We start from the raw sequence: 18,137 nt of genomic DNA, 5'->3' as shown, positions 1-18,137 counted from the left end.
CCGGCGGGCCCGGTCAGCAGGACCCGGGCCCTACATCCGGCTCAGGGACGCCGCCGCGAAGAGGACGTCGCGGATGGCCTCGCGGTCGCCGTTCTGGCCGACCGCGGCGTCCTCCGGGGAGATGTGGCCCGCGGCGAGCTGGCAGAATTCGGCGCCGTCCAGGGCGATCTGCGCCACCGTGTGGTCCGGTGAGGGTTTCGCCGCGGGGGAGTCCAGGGCGATGTCCCAGCCGCCGCCTCCCGCACCCTCGATCTCCAGGTGCAGGGTCCGGCCGGGCGCCCCCGCCGCGACCAGCCCGCGCGGCGGCGCCGCCAGTCCCGCCCGCCGGCGCCCGGCCAGGGCCTCCGGCAGGAGCCGGGCCGCCAGGTCGATCATCCGGTTCAGGTGGGGTGCGGACGGCGGCCCGTACGGGTAGTCCACCGCCTCCGCGATGTCCACGGCGTGGACCCAGCACTCGAAGGCCCGCTCCAGGAAGGCGTCCCCGAGGGGCAGGGCGAAGGCGCCGTAGTCCACGTCCAGCTCGGCCACGCCGCGGCCCGCGAAGGACACCGTGCGGACCAGGGTGTGGCCCTGCTCCCGCCACGGCTCGCGGACCCGGCGGGTGGTCGGGTACGGGGAGTCCTCCCAGAACCGTTCCGTGCGCTCGGTCGGGGTGTTCGCGGACGCGTCCCGGCCCAGGGGGTCGTCCAGGCCCAGCGCGGCCGCCACGAGGCCGTCCACCGCCAGCAGGTGCCCGATGACCCCGGCCACCGTGGTCCGGCGCGTCTGGCGGCGTTCCTCCTCGAACCACTTCAGCCGGACCGGGGTGTGCCACTCCGCGTCCCCGAAGTCCCGCAGCAGCGCGTCGAGCCGGGCCGTCTCGGTGTCGTACGGGCTCGCCCACACCGGGACCGGGATGCGGGCCGGACGCTTGCCGAGGCAGTCCTCCAGCACGCGCGAGCGCAGCAGCGGCTTGAGGTCGAGGCTCTCCTCCGGGTGCAGCAGTCCCACGGCGTCGCGCAGCCGCAGCGCCTCCTCGGCGCAGGGCGCGCATTCGGTGAGGTGGTCCTCGACGGCCTGGGTCTCCTCCGCGGAGCACGCGGCCAGGGCCCATGCGCCGAGCAGGGACTTCAGTACGGCGTGGGTGGGCGGGGGTGCGGCCGGGACGGGGTCGGGCTCGGGGGCGGCGGGCACCGGTACGGCCGGGTAGCCGGTGATTTCCGTGTACTCCGGGTACTCCGCGTCGTCCAGGGCGTCGAGTTCGTCCAGCTCGTCGGGGTCCAGGGGCCCTTCCGCGGACGGGGCGTACCCCGGCCCCTCGAGGTCGAGGTCGTCGGCCGCCCCGCGCGGGCCCGGTATGCGCGCCGGGCCGCCGGGGCGCGGGGGCTGCTGGTGCCGCTCGTACTCTTCGCCGTCTTCATCGCCGAAGGGGCTCGGAGGCATCGTCATCGGGTGGTTCCATATCCGGAGGGGCCGTATCCCGGCGGGACCGTGTCGTCGCGCGGGACGGCGTTGGCCGTGGACAGGAGTTGCAGGCCCAGGCGCAGTCGGCGCCGGGCCTCGTCCTCGCTGATCTGCAGGTCGGCGGCGGCCTGGCGGTAGTCGCGGCGCTTGAAGTAGGCGAGTTCGAGCGCGGCCCGCAGGGGGGCGGGCATGGAGGTGACGATGAAGTCGGCGCGGGCCGCCGCGTTGGCGGTGCGCACCTTCTGTTCCAGTTCCTCGCGGGAGCCGTTGCCCAGTTCGGCCTGGCGCAGGCGGGCGACGGCCTGGCCCTGAGTGATGCGGGCGACCCAGGAGCGCATGGAGCCCTGTTTGGGGTCGTAGGCGTCCGGGTTCTCCCAGATGTAGCCGAAGACCTCGCGGGTGACCCGGTCGGCGGCCTTCTCGTCTCCCAGGACCCGGTGGGCGAGGCTGTGCACGAGCGAGGCGAAGCGGTCGTACAGCTCGCCGAGCGCGGCGGCCTCGCCGCGGGCCAGGCGTTGTTGCATGCGGCGGTCCCAGCGCGGTGGTGCGTCCTTCGGCATCGTGCCCCCAGCCGGGATTCCCGGTTTCGCAGCCGTGTGTCGACCACTCGAATGTAGTGGGCATGCAGCGGTCCGCGCCCGTTTTGCCAGAACCTCGTCCCGGAAGTGAGCCCTGCGTGATAGGGGCGTCGCGCGGCGTGCACGCGGATGTGCCGGTCCCGGACGCCGCCGTTGGGGAAAAACAATGGGTACAGGCGTACGCGCCCCGCCGCGCTCCTCGTGCGCTGGTTCGATGCGGCCACCTCCTTGCCCGCTTCGCTTAACGCGCAGGCCACGTAGGCCTTACGCTCCTGTCCTGTCTTGAACTGCACCCCACCGCACACGTGAAGGCGGAACGCCGAATATGGACAGCGCAGAGTACGAGCGCAAGATCGCCGCCCGCTTCGCCACCTTCGACCAGGACGGATCCGGGTATATCGACCGGGAGGACTTCAGTACGGCGGCCAAGGCGGTCCTGGCCGAATTCGCCGTGGCGGCCCGGTCCGACAAGGGCCAGGCCGTCTTCGCCGGCGCGGAGGCCTTCTGGCAGGGCATGGCCGGCATCGCGGACGTGGACGGGGACCAGCGGGTCTCCCGCGAGGAGTTCGTCACGGGCGCGGCGAAGCGGCTGCGGGACAACCCGCACCGGTTCGCGGAGATCGCGCGGCCCTTCCTGCGAGCGGTGATCGCGGCGGCGGACACGGACGGCCGCGGTGCGACCCCGGCGGCGACGGCGCGCGTCCTGCGCGTGCTGGGCACGCCGGAGGAACTGGCGGGCCCGGTCGCGGCGGCGCTGGACGCGGACGGCGACGGCCGCATCACCGAGGACGAGATCCTGGCGGCCTTCGCCGGCTACTGCGGGGTGGCGGCCCCGGACGCGTAACGCCTGGCGGGGCGGACGGGCGAGACTGCCCGGGAGGGCCCAGAAGCCGGCTGCCGCGCCGGCGGTGGCCGCCGCCGCTTGGCCCGACCGGCCGGGACGCCCTGCGGTGCTTGCTGACCCGCCGCGGGATTCCTTCCAGTGCGCGAAGACCTGGAAGGAATCCCCGGATGCGGCCGCCTGCGCACGGCTCGCCCGGATCGAGTGAGCAACCGGCGAACGGCCGGCCCGCACGCGCGCGTTCGACGGGTTGGACCCTTGCCGGTCCGCGCCGCCGGCATCGTGGTCGGTTCGCGGGGTGCGGGCCGCGGGGCGGGCAGGGACCGCGGGTTCAGCGGGTCTGCTAGTCGACCAGGGTGACGACGACGCGCTGGGCCGAACCGCAGGCCACCTGCGACCAGCGGTTGATTCCCACCCACGGGCCGTACACGGTGCAGGTGTTGCCGTTGATGCCGTCCTTGCAGGTGACCTTGGCCCGCACCTGGCCGGTGCCGGTGTGGCCTTCCGGACGGGTGACCGGAAAGGGTCACCGGGCCGCGGCACTAGGCCGAGAGGGCCGGCATGCCGCGCAGGGCGCGGCGGGCGATGCCGGCCAGGGAGGCCACCTGCTCGGGGGACGGCAGTCCGCTACGAGGGGCCGTACGGGCTCCCGTGCATGCGCCGCAGGCAGCGTCCGGGGCGGGCAGCGGATCGAGCGAGCGTCTCGGTGATGCCGAGCCTGAGCCGGGGCTCGTACGCGGTGATCCGCGCGAGCAGCGCGGCCCCGCCGGCGGCGCCCTGCGCGGTGCCCGGCTCGGCGGGCGGTTCGGAGGCTCCGGGGAGGGAGGGTTCTTGTCCCGAAGTCCAAGGTCTGCGTGTGGACGTATCCGGTCACCGGGTCACGCACGGTGCGGCGGGCGTAGTACCCGTACCGCACCAGCTCGTCGACGGCCTTGGCGACTCCGCGCCGCCCCACGCCCGGGTGCTTGTCGGCCGGCGTACGGACGTCCTCGCGGGAGCCGTTCGGGGAGGGAGAGCACGTAGCAGAGGATGCCCCGCGCGGTGAAGCTGAGGCGCCGGTCCCGGAGCACTTCGTTGCCGAGGACGGTGAATGCGCGCTTGGGCGGGCTAATGTGGATGCGCATCGGAGACGTCCTATCGCGGTCTCTGGTGCCGGGCCCCGGGGCGTTGGCGCGCCGCCGGGGTCACCTGACTGTGTGTTCAGTTCGTGTTGATCCGGGACCGTAGCGCACAGTTTCCGACATATGCCAGCCGTGGCCATGGGTGTCAACTGCTGGTTATGTGAGCCTGGTTCGAGGACCGCGTAGTCCTCGTGGCGCACGGCTTCCGCGAAGTCGCCGGACCCCGTACAACCCTCCGGTCCGGTCGGGCGTCCAACCCGTGCAGTCGATCGCATTGAGGCACGGGGGATTCCGGTGAACAGTTTGAAGAGGACCATGACGGCCGTCGGCACGGCCGTCGTGCTCGCGGCCGTGGGAGTGCTGGGGGCCCCGCGGCCCACGCCGCCCCCGAGGCGGCGCCGACCGCCCGCCAGCCGGCCCTGACGTCCGACCCGGAGACGAAGGCCGAGAAGGTCTCGGCGGGCCTCCCCAGCATCCGCCAGTTGGCGAACAAGGACTCGTCGTCTACATCGACGACATCTGGAACACGAAGCCGTACCGGGTCGAGGTGCGGCGGGCGGGGAGCGACAAGGTCGTAGCCGTGGTCGACGACTTCATGATGTACATGGATCACGGCATGGAGAACTACGGCCGCGAGTGGTTCGTGGGCGAGAGTCAGCCGCTCGTCCTCGACGAGATGTCGGACTACGAACTGGACCTGTACGCCAGGGATTCCCAGGGCAACGAGCTGTCCGGCCGCAATGCCGGACGCTCCACCTACGCGATCGACGCCAGGGTCGAGGCGAAGGCCGCCAAGCAGGAGTTCTCGCTGGACGACCTCGGTACCCAGGTCACCGGCTCGGTCACCGCGGTCCACCCGCGCACCGGGGAGCGGCTGCCGCTGGCGGGCGCCCGGGTCCGTGCCCACCTCGGCGACGGCTGGGCCGACGCGGTCTCCGACGCCCAGGGCAGGTTCACCACCTCCGTCTCCGCCCTCGGCACCGAGCGCGACCTGGCCCTCACCGCGTCCCTGGCCAGCGGCGACACCGAGGTGACCGCTACGGTCCCGACCCGGATCCGAGCCCAGAAGTCCGCACTGACGATGACCTCGACGGCACCTCTCACCGCGCGGTACGGGACCGGCGTGCCCGTGCGCGGCAAGCTCACCCGCGTCGCGGACGACGGCACGGTCAAGCCCGCCGCCGGCCTGGGCGTGGCCGCCTCGGGCGCCGGGAAGGGGGAAGCCGTCACGGGCGCCGACGGCAGCTACACCCTGATGCCCCCGATCCTCAGGACCGGTTCCGTGGACGTGCGCGTCAACAGCGTCTGGCTGCTGGGAGACGGCACGCGCACCGCGACCGTCGCGAAGGTCACCCACATGACCAAGGTCGTCGAGGAAAAGCTGGTCTCCACCACCAAGTACGGCAAGGTCACCATCAGCGGCAAGGTCCTCGTCGACGGCATCACAAGCCAGGAGGCGCCGGTCGAGATCCAGTACCGGACGTCGTCGGGACAATGGAAGACCCAAATGAACTTCCGGGTGCCCTACAACAAGCCGGTCACGCTCACGGTCAACACACCGCTCTCCGAGCGGTCCGAGGGGTGGCGGGTCCACACGCCGGGCACCAAGAACATCGGGCCCAGCACGGGCACGAAAGTGATCCCCCAGACGCGCGTCAAAACCCAGCTCACCGACGAGTACTTCAAGCCGAGCACAGTGGCCGGGAGGAAGGAGCTGACCGTCGGGGCGATCCTGAAGACCGACACCCCCACCAAGGGGTACGTGCCCTACCCGGGCCAGAAGGTCCGCTACTACTTCAAGGCCACCCCATCCCACGTGTGGCAGGAGGTGGGCACCTCCGTCTCCGGGGCCGACGGAGCCGTGAGCAAGAAGTTCCCCCTGCGCGAGACCGGCGTCTGGCGCATCCGTTTCGTGGACCCCGATGCAACCCACCTCTCCGACACCGGCGAGGACCGCTGGTTCGGCGTCAACTGAAGCGGCGGCCCGGACACCCGGCCGGGTGCCAGGGCGGCGCACTACGCGAAGCGTTCGCGGAGTTTGTACTTGAGGACCTTGCGCAGGGCGTCGTTGCGGGGGAGGGCGTCCACCAGTTCCAGTTGTTCCGGGAGCTTGTGCGTGGAGAGGCCCTCCGCGCGGAGGTGCGAGGTCACCTCGGCCAGGGTCAGTGGGGCCGCGCCCGGCGGCTGTTCGACGACCGCGCAGACGCGTTCGCCGCGTTCCGGGTCCGGCAGGCCGATGACGGCGACGTCGGCCACGGCGGGGAGCTGGTGGAGCAGGTCCTCGATCTCCTTAGCCGAGATGTTCTCGCCCTTGCGGATGATGACGTCCTTGCTGCGGCCGGTCAGGACCAGGTAGCCGTCCTTCGTGAGGTGGCCGAGGTCGCCGGTGATCAGGTAGCCGTCGGCGTCGAAGACCCCGGTGTTCTGGTCGCGGTTGAGGTAGCCCTGGCAGACCGCCTCCCCGCGCAGGCGGACCTCCCCGTCGGTGTCCGGGGGGAGGAGCGCGCCTTCGGGCGTCGTGATGCGGATCGACATGCCCTGCGGGGGTCGGCCCTCCGTGGTGGCGAGGTTCTCCGCGGTGTCGTCCGGGGCGCCCATCGTGATCATGGGGACCTCGGTCATGCCGTACCCGTGGGTGAGCTGGCAGCCCAGTTCGCGGACGACCGCGTGGTAGATCTCCGGGGGCTTCGGGGCGCCGCCGCCCGCTAGGAGGCGCAGGGTGGGGATGAGTTTGGTGCCCGGGTGCTTGCGCTGCTCGGTGAGGAACATGGAGTAGAAGGCCGTGGAGCCGCCGGCGACCGTGACCCCGTGGCGGCGGTAGCCGTCCAGGGCGTCGGGCATCGCGAACTTCTCGAAGAGGACCGCCGGGAACCCGTAGAGCAGGAGCATCACCGTGTAGTCGGGGCCGGCGATGTGGGCGAACGGGAAGGCCATCGAGCCGACGTCGTCCGGTGACAGGTGCAGGGCGTGGGCCAGGCAGGAGCCGCCCGCGATGAGGGAGCGGTCCGTGTGCAGGACGCCCTTGGGGTCCGAGGTGGTGCCCGAGGTCCAGTAGATCCAGCGGACCGAGACGCCCTCCTCGGGGGGCGGGGGGAGCACGGCCGGGTCGCCGGTCGGGAGGGACTCGTAGGCCTCGAAGACGCCGTGCGCGCCGAGGCGGTGCGCCATCGCCGTGTGGTCGAAGCCGCGCCAGACGCCGGGGACGGCGAAGAACTCCGCCTTCGACTCGCGCAGGGCGAAGCCGACCTCGCGGTCCCGGTAGAAGGGGATGACGGGGGTCTGGACGGCGCCGATGCGGGCGAGGGCGACCGAGAGCAGCACGGTCTCGATGCGGGTGGGGAGCTGCCAGGCGACCACCGTGCCGGGGCGCACGCCCATGTCGTACAGGCCGGCCGCGACCTGCTCCGAGCGGTCGCGCAGCTCCGCGAAGGTCAGCCGGCGGTCGTCGGCGGGATCTTCGGCGGCCTCGATGAGAACGGGGGCGTCGGGGGTCATGGCGGCCCGGCGGGTGATCAGGTCCCAGAGCGTGCGGGACCGGCTGAGTTCGACTGCGGTGCTGTCCGTCATCCCGGACCGACCTCCCCTGGCCGACATGACCTGACGGATAGTCAGATCAAGCGCAGAGCGTAGAGCGCGGACGCTTGTCGGTCCAGGGGTGGGGGGCTAGCTTGGTTCCAGATTTCTGACGCTCCATCAGATTCGGCATCAGATTCGGCTTCAGCGAGGGGACACCATGGAACTGCCTCGGATCATCAGCGTCGACGACCACGTCATCGAACCGGCCCACCTCTTCGACGTGTGGCTGCCGGCCAAGTACCGCGACCGCGGCCCCAAGGCGCTCACCGCCGGCATCGGCGAGCTCGCCTACACCGGCGGCAAGTACGTGATCACCATGGACCCCGACGGCCCGCCGACCGACTGGTGGATCTACGAGGACCTGAAGTTCCCGTACAAGCGCAACATCGCCGCCGTCGGCTTCGACCGGGACGACATGACCCTGGAGGGCATCACCCGCGAGGAGATGCGGCGCGGCTGCTGGGACCCCAAGGCGCGCCTCCTCGACATGGACCTCAACCACGTCGAGGCCTCCCTGTGCTTCCCGACCTTCCCGCGCTTCTGCGGGCAGACCTTCGCCGAGGCGAAGGACAAGGAGGTCGCCCTGGCCTGCGTGCGCGCCTACAACGACTGGATGGTCGAGGAGTGGTGCGGGGACAGCGCCGGCCGGCTCATCCCGCTCTGCATCATCCCGCTCTGGGACATCGACCTGGCCGTCGCCGAGATCCGCCGCAACGCCGCCCGCGGGGTGCGGGCCGTGACCTTCTCCGAGATCCCCACCCACCTCGGCCTGCCGTCCATCCACTCCGGCTACTGGGACCCCTTCTTCGCCGTCTGCCAGGAGACCGGCACCGTCGTCAACATGCACATCGGGTCCAGCTCCCAGATGCCCGCCGCCTCCCCCGACGCCCCGCCCGCCGTGCAGGCCGCGCTCAGCTTCAACAACGCCATGGCCTCGATGATGGACTTCCTGTTCAGCGGGGTGCTCGTCAAGTTCCCGACGCTGAAACTGGCCTACAGCGAAGGGCAGATGGGCTGGATCCCGTACGCCCTGGAGCGCGCCGACGACGTGTGGCAGGAGCACCGGGCCTGGGGCGGGGTCAAGGACCTGATCCCCGAGCCGCCGTCCATGTACTACTACCGGCAGATGTTCTGCTGCTTCTTCCGCGACAAGCACGGCATCGCCTCGCTGGACGTCGTCGGCCGCGACAACGCCACCTTCGAAACCGACTACCCGCACGTGGACTCGACCTTCCCGCACACCAAGGAGGTCGCCCTCGACCACGTCAAGGGTCTCGACGAAGAAACCGTATACAAGCTCATGCGTGGAAATGCCATCCGTATGCTCGGACTTGACTTCGACAAGGACCGGCGGACGGGGCGGTAGGCGCAGTGGACCTCACCTATACCGAGGAGGAGCGCGAGTTCCGGGCCCGGCTGCGGGCCTGGCTCGCGCACGTGCTCCCCGGGCTGCCGCCCAGGCCCTCGCCCGACGACTGGCCGGGCCGCCGCGCCTACGACGCGGGCTGGCAGCGCAGGCTGTACGACGCCGGGTACGCCGGACTGCACTGGCCGGTCGACGCCGGAGGCCGCGGGGCCACGCCCACGCAGCACCTGATCTACCTGGAGGAGACCGAGCGCGCGGGAGCCCCGTACGTGGGCGCGAACTTCGTCGGGCTGCTGCACGCCGGGCCGACCATCGCCGCCGAGGGCACCGCGGAGCAGCGGGCGCGCTGGCTGCCGCCCGTCCTGCGCGGCGACGAGATGTGGTGCCAGGGCTTCAGCGAGCCGGACGCGGGCTCCGACCTCGCCTCGCTGCGCACCCGCGCGGTCCGCGACGGCGACGAGTACGTGATCACCGGCTCGAAGATATGGACCTCGCACGCGGAGGTCTCCGACTGGTGCGAGCTGCTGGTCAGAACGGACCCGATCAGCGAGACGACCCCCAAGCACCGGGGGATCTCCTGGCTGGCCATGCCGATGGACGCGCCCGGGGTGACGATCCGGCCGCTGCGCACCCTGGCCGGGTCCACGGAGTTCGCGGAGATGTTCCTCGACGAGGTGCGGGTCCCGGTCGCCAACCGGGTCGGCGCGGAGAACGACGGCTGGCGGGTCACGATGGTGACCCTGTCCTTCGAGCGCGGCACCGCCTTCGTCGGCGAGGTCGTCGCCTGCCGGCGCACCCTGGGCGAGCTGGCGCGCACCGCGAAGGCGAACGGCCGCTGGGACGACCCGGTGCTGCGGCGCCGGCTGGGCCGGCTGTACGGGGAGTTCGGCGCCCTGTGGCGGCTCACCCAGTGGAACGTCAGCGAGTCCGAACGCTCGGGCGGGGTCCCCGGCATCGGCGGCAGCGTCTTCAAGCTGGCGTACTCGCACGCGCGCCAGGAGCTGTACGACACGGCCGCCGAGGTGCTGGGGGCGCAGTCCCTCTCGCTGGAGGAGGAGTGGACCCTGGACCGGCTCTCCTCGCTCTCGTACACGATCGCGGCGGGCACCTCGCAGATCCAGCAGAACATCGTGGCCGAGCGGATCCTCGGCCTTCCGAAGGGCAGGTGAGCATTCCGTGGACTTCCAGCCGACGCAGGACCAGCGGGACCTGCGGGCAGGCGTACGGGACCTCCTGGCGGGCCGCTACGACCGCGAGGCACTGCGCGCCTCGGTGGACGGGGCGGCCGCCACGGGCCGGTCCGTGGACCGCGCCCTGTGGCGGGAGCTCGGCGAGGCCGGGTTCTTCGCGCTGCGGCTCCCGGAGGACGAGGGCGGGGTCGGGCTCGGGCTCCCGGAGGCCGTCCTCGTCTTCGAGGAGGCCGGGCGGGCGCTGCTGCCCGGCCCGCTGGTCGCCACCCACCTGGCCGCCGGGCTGGTCGCGGGGGCCGCGGAGGGCGAGGCGGTGGTGACGGCCTTCGACATGGAGGGCCCGCTGGTGGCCCACCTCGGCGAGGCCGACGCGGTCCTCGGCACGGACGGGGAGCCGGTGGATCCGGCCGGCTGGAACTATGCGGGGGAGCCGGTGCGCTCCGCGGACCCGCTGACCCCGCTGGTGCGGGTGTCCCTGCCGGGGCAGCCGGTGGCGGCCGGCGCGTACCGGGACGCGGGGGCGCTGCTGACGGCGGCCCTGCAGCTCGGCAGCGCGCTGCGCACGGTGGAGCTGGCGGTGCGGTACGCCAAGGACCGCGAGCAGTTCGGGCAGCCGATCGGGGCGTTCCAGGCGGTCAAGCACCTGTGCGCGCAGATGCTGGTGCGGGCCGAGGTGGCCCGTACGGCGGTCTACGCGGCCGCCGTCACGGCCGATCCGGCGGAGGTGGCCGGGGCCAAGCTGCTGGCCGACGAGGCGGCCGTACGCAATGCCCGGGACTGTCTGCAGGTGCACGGCGGGATGGGCTTCACCTGGGAGGCCGACGTACACCTGCACCTGAAGCGGGCGTGGGTGCGGGCGGAGCAGTGGCGGACGGCGGCGCAGGCGGAGGAGGCGCTGGCGGCGGAGCTGCTGGCGGCGGCGGAGTAGGCGGAGCGGGGCGAGCCTGCCGAGGCGTCCGAGCCGCCGGAGCCTGCGGGGTCGTCTGGTCGGCCGTCTGCTCGCTCGCTGTGACGGAGGGGTACGGGAGGGACGGCGCGGGACGCATGTCCGATTACAGAGAGTTGATATCGGTTTGTGTCCTTCGCCCGACTCATTGCGGCCCGGAGGCGGGGGGCCGCTCCGGTACGCTCCCGGGAATGCGAGCGGTTGAGCGGCGCGGGCGCCGCACAGTATGCACCACGCCTACTCCTTCACGCTGGAATATGCCCGAAGCGCTTGTTGCGGTGACTGTACGTCAACCATGCTGCTCCGCAAGGGGGTCACACTCGGTGACCCCGTCCTGTCGCGAGGCGAAGTGTCCGCCGGTTCGGATGGTGTGAGCGGTGCAGGTGCTTCAGGTTCAGCTGGAGGTAGGACCGGACCCCGCCGAGGTCGGCCGGGCCCGCCGATGGGCCCGCTCCCGGCTCGCGGGCTGCGGCATAGGGGATGACGAGCCGCTCGCCGAGACGCTGATCCTGCTGATCTCCGAGCTGGTCACCAACGCCGTCGTGCACACCGGCTGTCCGGCCGTGCTGCGCATGCTCTTCGGGGAGCCGGGGGTGCGGGTGGAGGTCGCGGACGCGAGCGACCGGGCCCCGTCCCCGCGGCAGGCCGCCGGGGACGATACGGGCGGCCGCGGGCTGGAACTCGTGGACGGGCTGGCGGACCGCTGGGGCTGGCAGCGCGAGGGCGCCGGCAAGCGGATCTGGTGCGAGATCGACCGCGAGGAGAAGGCGGCGGAGGGGATCGCGGAGGAGTCCGTGGAGAAGTGCGCGGAGGGCGCTCCGGGCGGGGCGGAAATTCGGGGCGCGATCCGGGAACCACGCGTGTACCTCTAACGAGGTGTTGACGGTTCGTCAACTGGTGATCACTCTTGTGTTGAACGATTCGTCGCGAGGGGACGCCAAGGGTCAGTCCTGCCTTGACGAGTGCGGGTCGTGGGGTGGCGGCCGCCGTGCCGCGCTCGGGGCGTGCATGCGCGCCGCCGCCACCCGCAGAACCCTTCCGTGGCGCCTCTCCGCTGAAGAGGCCTCCCCGCAGAACGCCTCCGGCGTATTCGTGCCGCCGCCGTGCAATGCGATGGCCCCGCCGCGCCGGTGAACGGGTTCCCCGAGGAAGAGCTGCGCAGCGCCCTGCACGCGCTGGCGGACGGGCCGGCGGTGCCGGTCGCGGCGCCGACTCCGCACGCCGCCGTCCGGGCGGCCTCCCGGATCCGCAGGCGCCGTCTGGCGGCCGGGGCCGGGCTGGTGGCGGCCGTAGCGGTGCTGGCCGTCCCGCGCCGCCGTGGTCGTCGGCCGATGGCTCCCGGACGCCCGCTCCGGCTCCGCCCGCCGCGTCCGTGGGGCCGCCGAGCACGCCCGCCGTGTCGCCGGCGCCGTCCGGTCCGGCCGGCCCGGCGCTCGGGGTCCCGTACCCGCACGAGCTGTACGTGCACTGCGGGATCCGGTACACGAAGTTCGGCGGCCGCTGGTGGCGCGCCGGGCCGGAGGTGCCGGAGGAGGCTCTGGACCCGGCCGTCAGGGCGGCGGACCCGCACACGGCGGGCACGATGGTGCTCGTCTCGGCGGTCGAGGCGCGCTTCGTCCGCCACGACCCGGACCTCGCGGTCACCTTCCGTCCGCCGGCGGACGAACCGCCCCCCTGTCGCTGAGCGTTGGCGTCCGGTCCGGGGTCGGGTGGCGGTGATCCGCGTGGAACCATGAGGTGTCCATGACGTGTCTCTGTTCGGGGCGCGTCGTCCCACCCGAAGGTCCACCCTCACTGCAGGAGGAGCGCATGGCAAACCCGTACGAGGTGACGCCTCCGCCCGCCCCGAGGCGCCGTGGGGGCAGACTCCCCGGCTTCCTCGTGCTCGTTCTGGTCGCCGCAGGCATCTACGGAGCCTCCCAGTGGCTCGGCAAGGACGGCGACCCGAGCGACGCCAAGGCCTCGGCCTCCGCGTCCGCCTCGGCTAAGCCGTCCAAGGACCCCGGGAACCCGGAGTCCTCCTCCGACACGTCGAGTACGTGGGCGGTGGGCGACTGCGGCGGCCCCGACCCGGACAACAAGCCGGACGGCTACCGGCCGCAGAAGTGCTCGGCATCCGGTGCCACCTTCAAGGCGATCGACATCAAGGACGCCAGCATCCTGCCGGGCGCGATCCAGTGCCCGCCCGGCACCGATCTGATGATCCAGGTGAGCATTTCCTACGGCTCGAGCAAGTCGGGCGGCATCCCCACCAACACCGTGTGCGGCCGGAACCTGACCGGTGAGCACCCCGGCGACGCGGGCGCCGGCGGCGGCCAGCTGGTGCAGGGCGACTGCGTGACCGACCAGGCCCGGGAAGTGCCGTGCGCCTCGGGCGGTGCGGGCACGTACGAGGTGCTCGGCCTGGTCAAGACGAAGGCCGAGTGCCCGTCCGGGACCACCGAGCCGATGGAGCTGACCATGGCGGTGGGCCGCCCGTACGACGTGATCTGCGCCAAGGGCTGACCGTAGGGCGTGAAGGCGTGAAGGCGTGAAGGGCGGTGGTCCCGGACCTGTGACGGTCCGGGACCACCGCCTTTCGCGGTCCGAGGACGGCTCGGAGGATGGCGACTCAGAGGATGGCGACCGGGGCCACCGGGGTGCCCACCGCGCCGACGAAGGGTTCCGGCATGGCCGACAGGAGGAACGAGTAGCGGGATTCTTCCGCACAGGCTGTGGACAACTTTTCGAGGTTCCAGTTCTGGCCCTGGTGCATGCCCATCTCGACCAGGTCCAGAGCGTGCACCGGCAGCCACAGGTTGTCTATCTCCGGCGGGAAGATCTCGAAGGTCAGGGTGTCGTTCGCGACGGCCGCCACGTCCCGGGCGTGGAACCACTCGGGCGTACGGACGGACAGGCCGGGCGACGGGTAGCCGTAGCCGTGCTTGTCGCCCGCCAGGTAGACCTGCACCTGGCCGGTGCGGACCAGGACGATGTCGCCCGCGCGGACGGTGACCCCGCCGAACTCCTCCGCCTGCTCCAGGTCCTCCGGGGTGACCGGGTGGCCTCCGGGGAGCCGGTCCAGGCCCTTGGCGCGGGCCACGTCCAGCAGGACCCCGCGCGAGACGATGTGCCCGGCCTTGTCGATGCCGCTGAACTCGGCCCGCCCGTGCGCCGTGATGGTCCCGGCCGGGCGGCCGTTGTAGATCTTCCCCGAGTGCGAGACGTGCGTGAGCGCGTCCCAGTGCGTGCCGGCCTGGAGCCCGAAGGTCACGGCGTCGTCGCTGCACGCCACCGTGCCCGGGCCGAAGAGCTCCTGGTTGATCTGCACCATCGTGTGCAGCGGGTTGATCCGGCCGGGGATCATGCCGGACTGCACCCCGTCCTCCTTGAGCGGCAGCGCGAGCGGGATCCGGCGCCCGGTGCGGATCTCGGCGGCGGCCGCGCGGACGACCTCGTCGGTGATGAGGTTGAGGGTGCCGATCTCGTCTTCGGCGCCCCACCGGCCCCAGTTGTTGACGCGCTTGGCGATGTCGTGGAACTCGGCGGGCATGGCCATGGATCTCATCAGCTCCTCGAAGCGAAATGAACGGCGGTGGCGAACTGGGGCTTGTGCTGGCGCATCCGGGTGCCCATAGAATCTAACGGACCGTCAGAAAACGCGGGAAGGGGCCGGACGTGGGGAACTTCTTGGCAGGCAAAGTCGTCGCCGTCACAGGCGCCGGCCGGGGCATCGGACGGGCCGTGGCACTCGCCGCGGCCGCCGAGGGTGCCAGGGTCGTCGTCAACGACTACGGCGTGGGGATGGAGGGCAACGAGCCCACCAGCGAGATCGCCGAAGCGGTGGTGAAGGAGATCGTCGCCGCGGGCGGCGAGGCCGTCGCCGTCGCCGACGACATCTCGACCATGGCGGGTGGCCAGCGCATAGTCGACACCGCGCTCGCCCAGTACGGACGCATCGACGGAGTCGTGTGCGTCGCCGGCATCCTGCGCGAGCGGATGCTGTTCAACATGTCCGAGGAGGAGTGGGACCCGGTGGTCGCCACCCACCTCAAGGGCACGTTCACCGTCTTCCGCGCGGCCTCCGCCGTCATGCGCCGCCAGGGCACCGGCACGCTGATCGGCTTCACCAGCGGAAACCACCAGGGCTCCGTGGCCCAGGCCAACTACAGCGCCGCCAAGGGCGGGATCATCTCGCTCGTCCGCTCCGCCGCCCTGGGCCTGGCCAAGTACGGGGTCACCTCCAACGCCGTCGCGCCCGTCGCGCGGACCCGGATGTCGGCCAACGTGCCGATGGAGCTCAAGGAGATCGGCGAGCCCGAGGACGTGGCGGCGCTCGTGACCTACCTGCTCTCCGACAAGGCCGTGGCCGTCGGCGGCGAGAAGATCACCGGGCAGGTCTACACGATCGCCGGCCCGAAGATCGCCGTCTGGGCCCAGCCCCGCGAACTGCGCGCCGGCTACGCCGAGGGCTCCTGGACCCCCGAGAAGATCGCCGACTTCCTGCCCGGGACCGTCGGCACCGACCCGATGCCGATGCTCGCCCAGCTCGAAGCCATGGCCAAGGCGGCGGCCGCCAAGGACCGCCCCAACGCGTAAGCCCCGGTCGGGCGTTCGGGTTGGACCCGGCGCGTACGCGTACCAAGGCGAAGGAGCCGGCCCAGCGGCCGGACAGGACCCAAGGGGGGCACCGACCATGGACTTCCGCTTCGACGAGGAGGACGAGGAGCTGCGCGGTCACGCCCGGGCGTGGCTGGCGGAGCACCTCGTGGGCCCGTACGAGGAGGCCATCGGCCTCGGCGGGCCGGGCAGTGAGCACGAGGGCGTCGAGGTCCGCCGGGCCTGGGAGCGCGAGTTGGGGCGCGGCGGCTGGATCGGCCAGGGCTGGGAGCCCACGGGCGGCGCGGACGGCGTGGACGCAGACGCGTACGGCAACCGGCGGCTCTCCCTCACCGGGCAGGTGGTGTGGGCCGAGGAGTACGCGGCTGCGCGCGCCCCGGCCCGGGTCGGTCACATCGGCGAGAACCTCCTCGCGCCGACCCTGATCGCCTACGGCTCCCCGGAGCAGCGGGCCCGCTTCCTCCCCGGCATCGCCCGCGGCGAGGAGCTGTGGTGCCAGGGGTACTCCGAACCGGGCGCCGGCTCCGACCTCGCGGGGATCCGTACGACGGCGGTACGGGACGCCGGCGATGGGCTGTACCGCGTCACCGGGCAGAAGATCTGGACCTCGCTCGCCCAGGACGCCGACTGGTGCTTCGTCCTGGCGCGCACCGGGGCCGGGTCCGAGCGGCACCGCGGGCTGTCCTTCCTCCTGGTCCGCATGGACCAGCCGGGCAAGGTCGAGGTCCGGCCGATCCGGCAGATGTCGGGGACCTCCGAGTTCAACGAGGTGTTCTTCGACGGGGCGATCGCCGCCGAGGTGGTGGGCGGTGAGGGCAACGGCTGGTCCGTGGCCATGGGACTGCTCGCGCTGGAGCGCGGGGTCTCCACGCTCGTCCAGCAGATCGGCTTCGCGGCCGAACTGGAGCGGGTGGTCCGGGCGTACGTGGACGCGGGCGCGGGCGACCCGGTCCTGCGCGAACGCCTCGTACGCCAGTGGGCCGAGCTGCGCACGATGCGGTGGAACGCACTGCGCACGCTGGGCGGCGCGGACGGCGACCCGGGCGCGCCCAGCGTGGCCAAACTGCTGTGGGGCGGCTGGCACCGGCGGCTCGGGGAGCTGGCGGTGGAGGTCCGGGGCGCGGTGGCCACGGCCGGGCCGGGGCGCTGGTCGCAGGGGACCCCGTACGAACTCGGACTCGACGAGGAGCAGCGGCTGTTCCTGTTCACCCGCGCCGACACCATCTACGGCGGCTCGGACGAGATCCAGCGCAACATCATCGCCGAGCGCGTGCTCGGCCTGCCTAAGGAGTCCAGGTGAGAGGCGTCGTTTTCGACGGCAAGCAGGCCCAGGTGGTCGACGATCTGGAGATCCGGGAGCCGGGGCCGGGGGAGGTGCTGGTCGCGATATCGGCGGCCGGACTGTGCCACAGCGATCTGTCGGTGATCGACGGGACGATCCCGTTCCCGCCGCCGGTGGTGCTCGGGCACGAGGGCGCGGGCGTGGTGGAGGCGATCGGTTCCGGGGTCACGCACGTGGCGCCCGGCGACCACGTCTCGCTGTCCACGCTCGCCAACTGCGGGGCGTGCGCCGACTGCGACCGCGGCCGGCCGACCATGTGCCGCAAGGCGATCGGGATGCCGGGGCAGCCGTTCTCGCGGGGCGGCAAGCCGATCTTCCAGTTCGCTTCCAACTCGGCTTTCGCTGAGCGGACGATCGTCAAGGCCGTGCAGGCGGTGAAGATCCCCAAAGACATCCCGCTGACCTCGGCCGCTCTGATCGGCTGCGGGGTCCTGACGGGCGTGGGCGCCGTGCTGAACCGGGCGAAGGTGGACCGCGGCGAGACGGTGGTCGTCATCGGCACCGGCGGCATCGGGCTCAACGTGCTCCAGGGCGCCCGGATCGCGGGCGCCACGACGATCGTGGCGGTCGACGCGAACCCGGCGAAGGAGGCGGTGGCCCGGCAGTTCGGCGCCACGCACTTCATCGACGCCTCGGCGGTGGCGGACTCCTCGGCGGCCGTGAAGGAGATCCTGCCCACGGGCGCGGACCACGCCTTCGAGTGCGTGGGCAACGTCAAGCTGATCCGGCAGGCGATCGACCTGCTGGACCGGCACGGACAGGCGGTGCTGCTGGGCGTGCCCGGCTTCACGGAGGAGGCGGCCTTCCAGGTCTCGTCCATGTACCTGGACAAGACGATCATGGGCTGCCGCTACGGGTCCTCGCGCCCGCAGCGGGACATCGCGCTGTACGCGGAGCTCTACCGGCAGGGCAAGCTGCTGCTGGACGAACTGGTCACGGAGGTCTACCCGGTCGAGGACTTCGCCAAGGCCGTGGACGACGCCCACCACGGGCGGGTGGCCCGGGGGGTCCTCACGTTCTGACATCGGTGGCGCGGACGCGAGAGGGGCCCCGGCCCCAGAGCGCGGGCCCAGGCCCGGGTGGGGGGCCACCCCCCCCCGGCGGGACGGTTTGACTGCAGAACGGCGCCAGAGGG

16 protein-coding genes are annotated in these 18,137 nt (G+C 72.1%); 11 read left to right on the top strand and 5 right to left on the bottom strand.

The features are described 5' to 3' along the window. Positions 1 to 30: 30 nt before the first annotated feature. A complete protein-coding gene (locus ACFVX6_RS31575; RefSeq protein WP_389697267.1) occupies positions 31 to 1,428 on the bottom strand; it encodes a maleylpyruvate isomerase N-terminal domain-containing protein in 1,398 nt (465 codons plus the stop codon). Next, a complete protein-coding gene (locus ACFVX6_RS31570) occupies positions 1,425 to 2,003 on the bottom strand; it encodes a sigma-70 family RNA polymerase sigma factor (protein WP_274548189.1) in 579 nt (192 codons plus the stop codon). The genes ACFVX6_RS31575 and ACFVX6_RS31570 overlap by 4 nt, the downstream gene beginning before the upstream one ends. Positions 2,004 to 2,346: 343 nt before the next feature. On the opposite strand from ACFVX6_RS31570, the gene ACFVX6_RS31565 reads away from it, so the two are divergent. Then, the gene (locus ACFVX6_RS31565) at positions 2,347 to 2,865 is read left to right on the top strand and encodes an EF-hand domain-containing protein (RefSeq protein ID WP_389697265.1); all 519 of its coding nucleotides are present in this window, start codon (positions 2,347 to 2,349) and stop codon (positions 2,863 to 2,865) included. A 340-nt stretch (positions 2,866 to 3,205) separates the two neighbouring features. Here ACFVX6_RS31565 and ACFVX6_RS31560 read toward each other — a convergent pair whose 3' ends face one another. After that, entirely contained in the window at positions 3,206 to 3,343 is a 138-nt protein-coding gene (locus ACFVX6_RS31560) for a hypothetical protein (RefSeq protein ID WP_389697263.1), read from the bottom strand. Positions 3,344 to 4,563: 1,220 nt separating this feature from the next. Here ACFVX6_RS31560 and ACFVX6_RS31555 point away from each other — a divergent pair. Further along, a complete protein-coding gene (locus ACFVX6_RS31555; protein ID WP_389697261.1) occupies positions 4,564 to 5,958 on the top strand; it encodes a hypothetical protein in 1,395 nt (464 codons plus the stop codon). Between the two features lie 41 nt (positions 5,959 to 5,999). Here the strand turns inward: ACFVX6_RS31555 and ACFVX6_RS31550 are convergent, their stop codons facing one another. Next, positions 6,000 to 7,550: an AMP-binding protein gene (locus ACFVX6_RS31550; protein ID WP_389697259.1), complete on the bottom strand. Its 1,551-nt coding sequence runs from the start codon at positions 7,548 to 7,550 to the stop codon at positions 6,000 to 6,002. Positions 7,551 to 7,716: 166 nt separating this feature from the next. Between ACFVX6_RS31550 and ACFVX6_RS31545 the strand changes: the two genes are divergently transcribed. The 6 genes from ACFVX6_RS31545 (at position 7,717) to ACFVX6_RS31520 (ending at position 13,566) form a co-directional block, all read left to right on the top strand. Next, entirely contained in the window at positions 7,717 to 8,925 is a 1,209-nt protein-coding gene (locus tag ACFVX6_RS31545; protein ID WP_389697257.1) for an amidohydrolase family protein, read from the top strand. 5 nt (positions 8,926 to 8,930) lie between these two features. Further along, complete coding sequence (locus ACFVX6_RS31540; protein WP_389697255.1) at positions 8,931 to 10,094, top strand: acyl-CoA dehydrogenase; 1,164 nt, start codon at positions 8,931 to 8,933, stop codon at positions 10,092 to 10,094. A 7-nt stretch (positions 10,095 to 10,101) separates the two neighbouring features. Further along, on the top strand, positions 10,102 to 11,043 hold the full coding sequence (locus tag ACFVX6_RS31535; protein WP_389697253.1) for an acyl-CoA dehydrogenase family protein: 942 nt from the start codon (positions 10,102 to 10,104) through the stop codon (positions 11,041 to 11,043). 395 nt (positions 11,044 to 11,438) lie between these two features. Beyond that, a complete protein-coding gene (locus ACFVX6_RS31530) occupies positions 11,439 to 11,933 on the top strand; it encodes an ATP-binding protein (protein WP_389697252.1) in 495 nt (164 codons plus the stop codon). Positions 11,934 to 12,457: 524 nt separating this feature from the next. Beyond that, positions 12,458 to 12,745, top strand: coding sequence for a hypothetical protein (locus ACFVX6_RS31525; RefSeq protein ID WP_389697250.1), 288 nt, complete (start codon positions 12,458 to 12,460; stop codon positions 12,743 to 12,745). Positions 12,746 to 12,870: 125 nt separating this feature from the next. Continuing rightward, a complete protein-coding gene (locus tag ACFVX6_RS31520; RefSeq protein WP_389697248.1) occupies positions 12,871 to 13,566 on the top strand; it encodes a hypothetical protein in 696 nt (231 codons plus the stop codon). Positions 13,567 to 13,672: 106 nt separating this feature from the next. Here ACFVX6_RS31520 and ACFVX6_RS31515 read toward each other — a convergent pair whose 3' ends face one another. Next, positions 13,673 to 14,599: a cyclase family protein gene (locus ACFVX6_RS31515; protein ID WP_250742757.1), complete on the bottom strand. Its 927-nt coding sequence runs from the start codon at positions 14,597 to 14,599 to the stop codon at positions 13,673 to 13,675. 119 nt (positions 14,600 to 14,718) lie between these two features. On the opposite strand from ACFVX6_RS31515, the gene ACFVX6_RS31510 reads away from it, so the two are divergent. From ACFVX6_RS31510 to ACFVX6_RS31500, 3 genes are all read left to right on the top strand, one after another. Beyond that, the gene (locus tag ACFVX6_RS31510; RefSeq protein ID WP_243339341.1) at positions 14,719 to 15,639 is read left to right on the top strand and encodes an SDR family NAD(P)-dependent oxidoreductase; all 921 of its coding nucleotides are present in this window, start codon (positions 14,719 to 14,721) and stop codon (positions 15,637 to 15,639) included. Between the two features lie 97 nt (positions 15,640 to 15,736). After that, a complete protein-coding gene (locus ACFVX6_RS31505) occupies positions 15,737 to 16,960 on the top strand; it encodes an acyl-CoA dehydrogenase family protein (RefSeq protein ID WP_389697246.1) in 1,224 nt (407 codons plus the stop codon). Beyond that, the gene (locus ACFVX6_RS31500; protein WP_389697244.1) at positions 16,957 to 18,024 is read left to right on the top strand and encodes a Zn-dependent alcohol dehydrogenase; all 1,068 of its coding nucleotides are present in this window, start codon (positions 16,957 to 16,959) and stop codon (positions 18,022 to 18,024) included. The genes ACFVX6_RS31505 and ACFVX6_RS31500 overlap by 4 nt, the downstream gene beginning before the upstream one ends. The last annotated feature ends 113 nt before the right edge of the window (positions 18,025 to 18,137 follow it).

Source organism: Streptomyces sp. NPDC058289 (assembly GCF_042880975.1).
Classification (GTDB): domain Bacteria; phylum Actinomycetota; class Actinomycetes; order Streptomycetales; family Streptomycetaceae; genus Streptomyces; species Streptomyces stoeckheimensis.
Note: the sequence above shows the minus strand (reverse complement) of the source record. Positions and strands in the feature narration are given on the sequence as shown.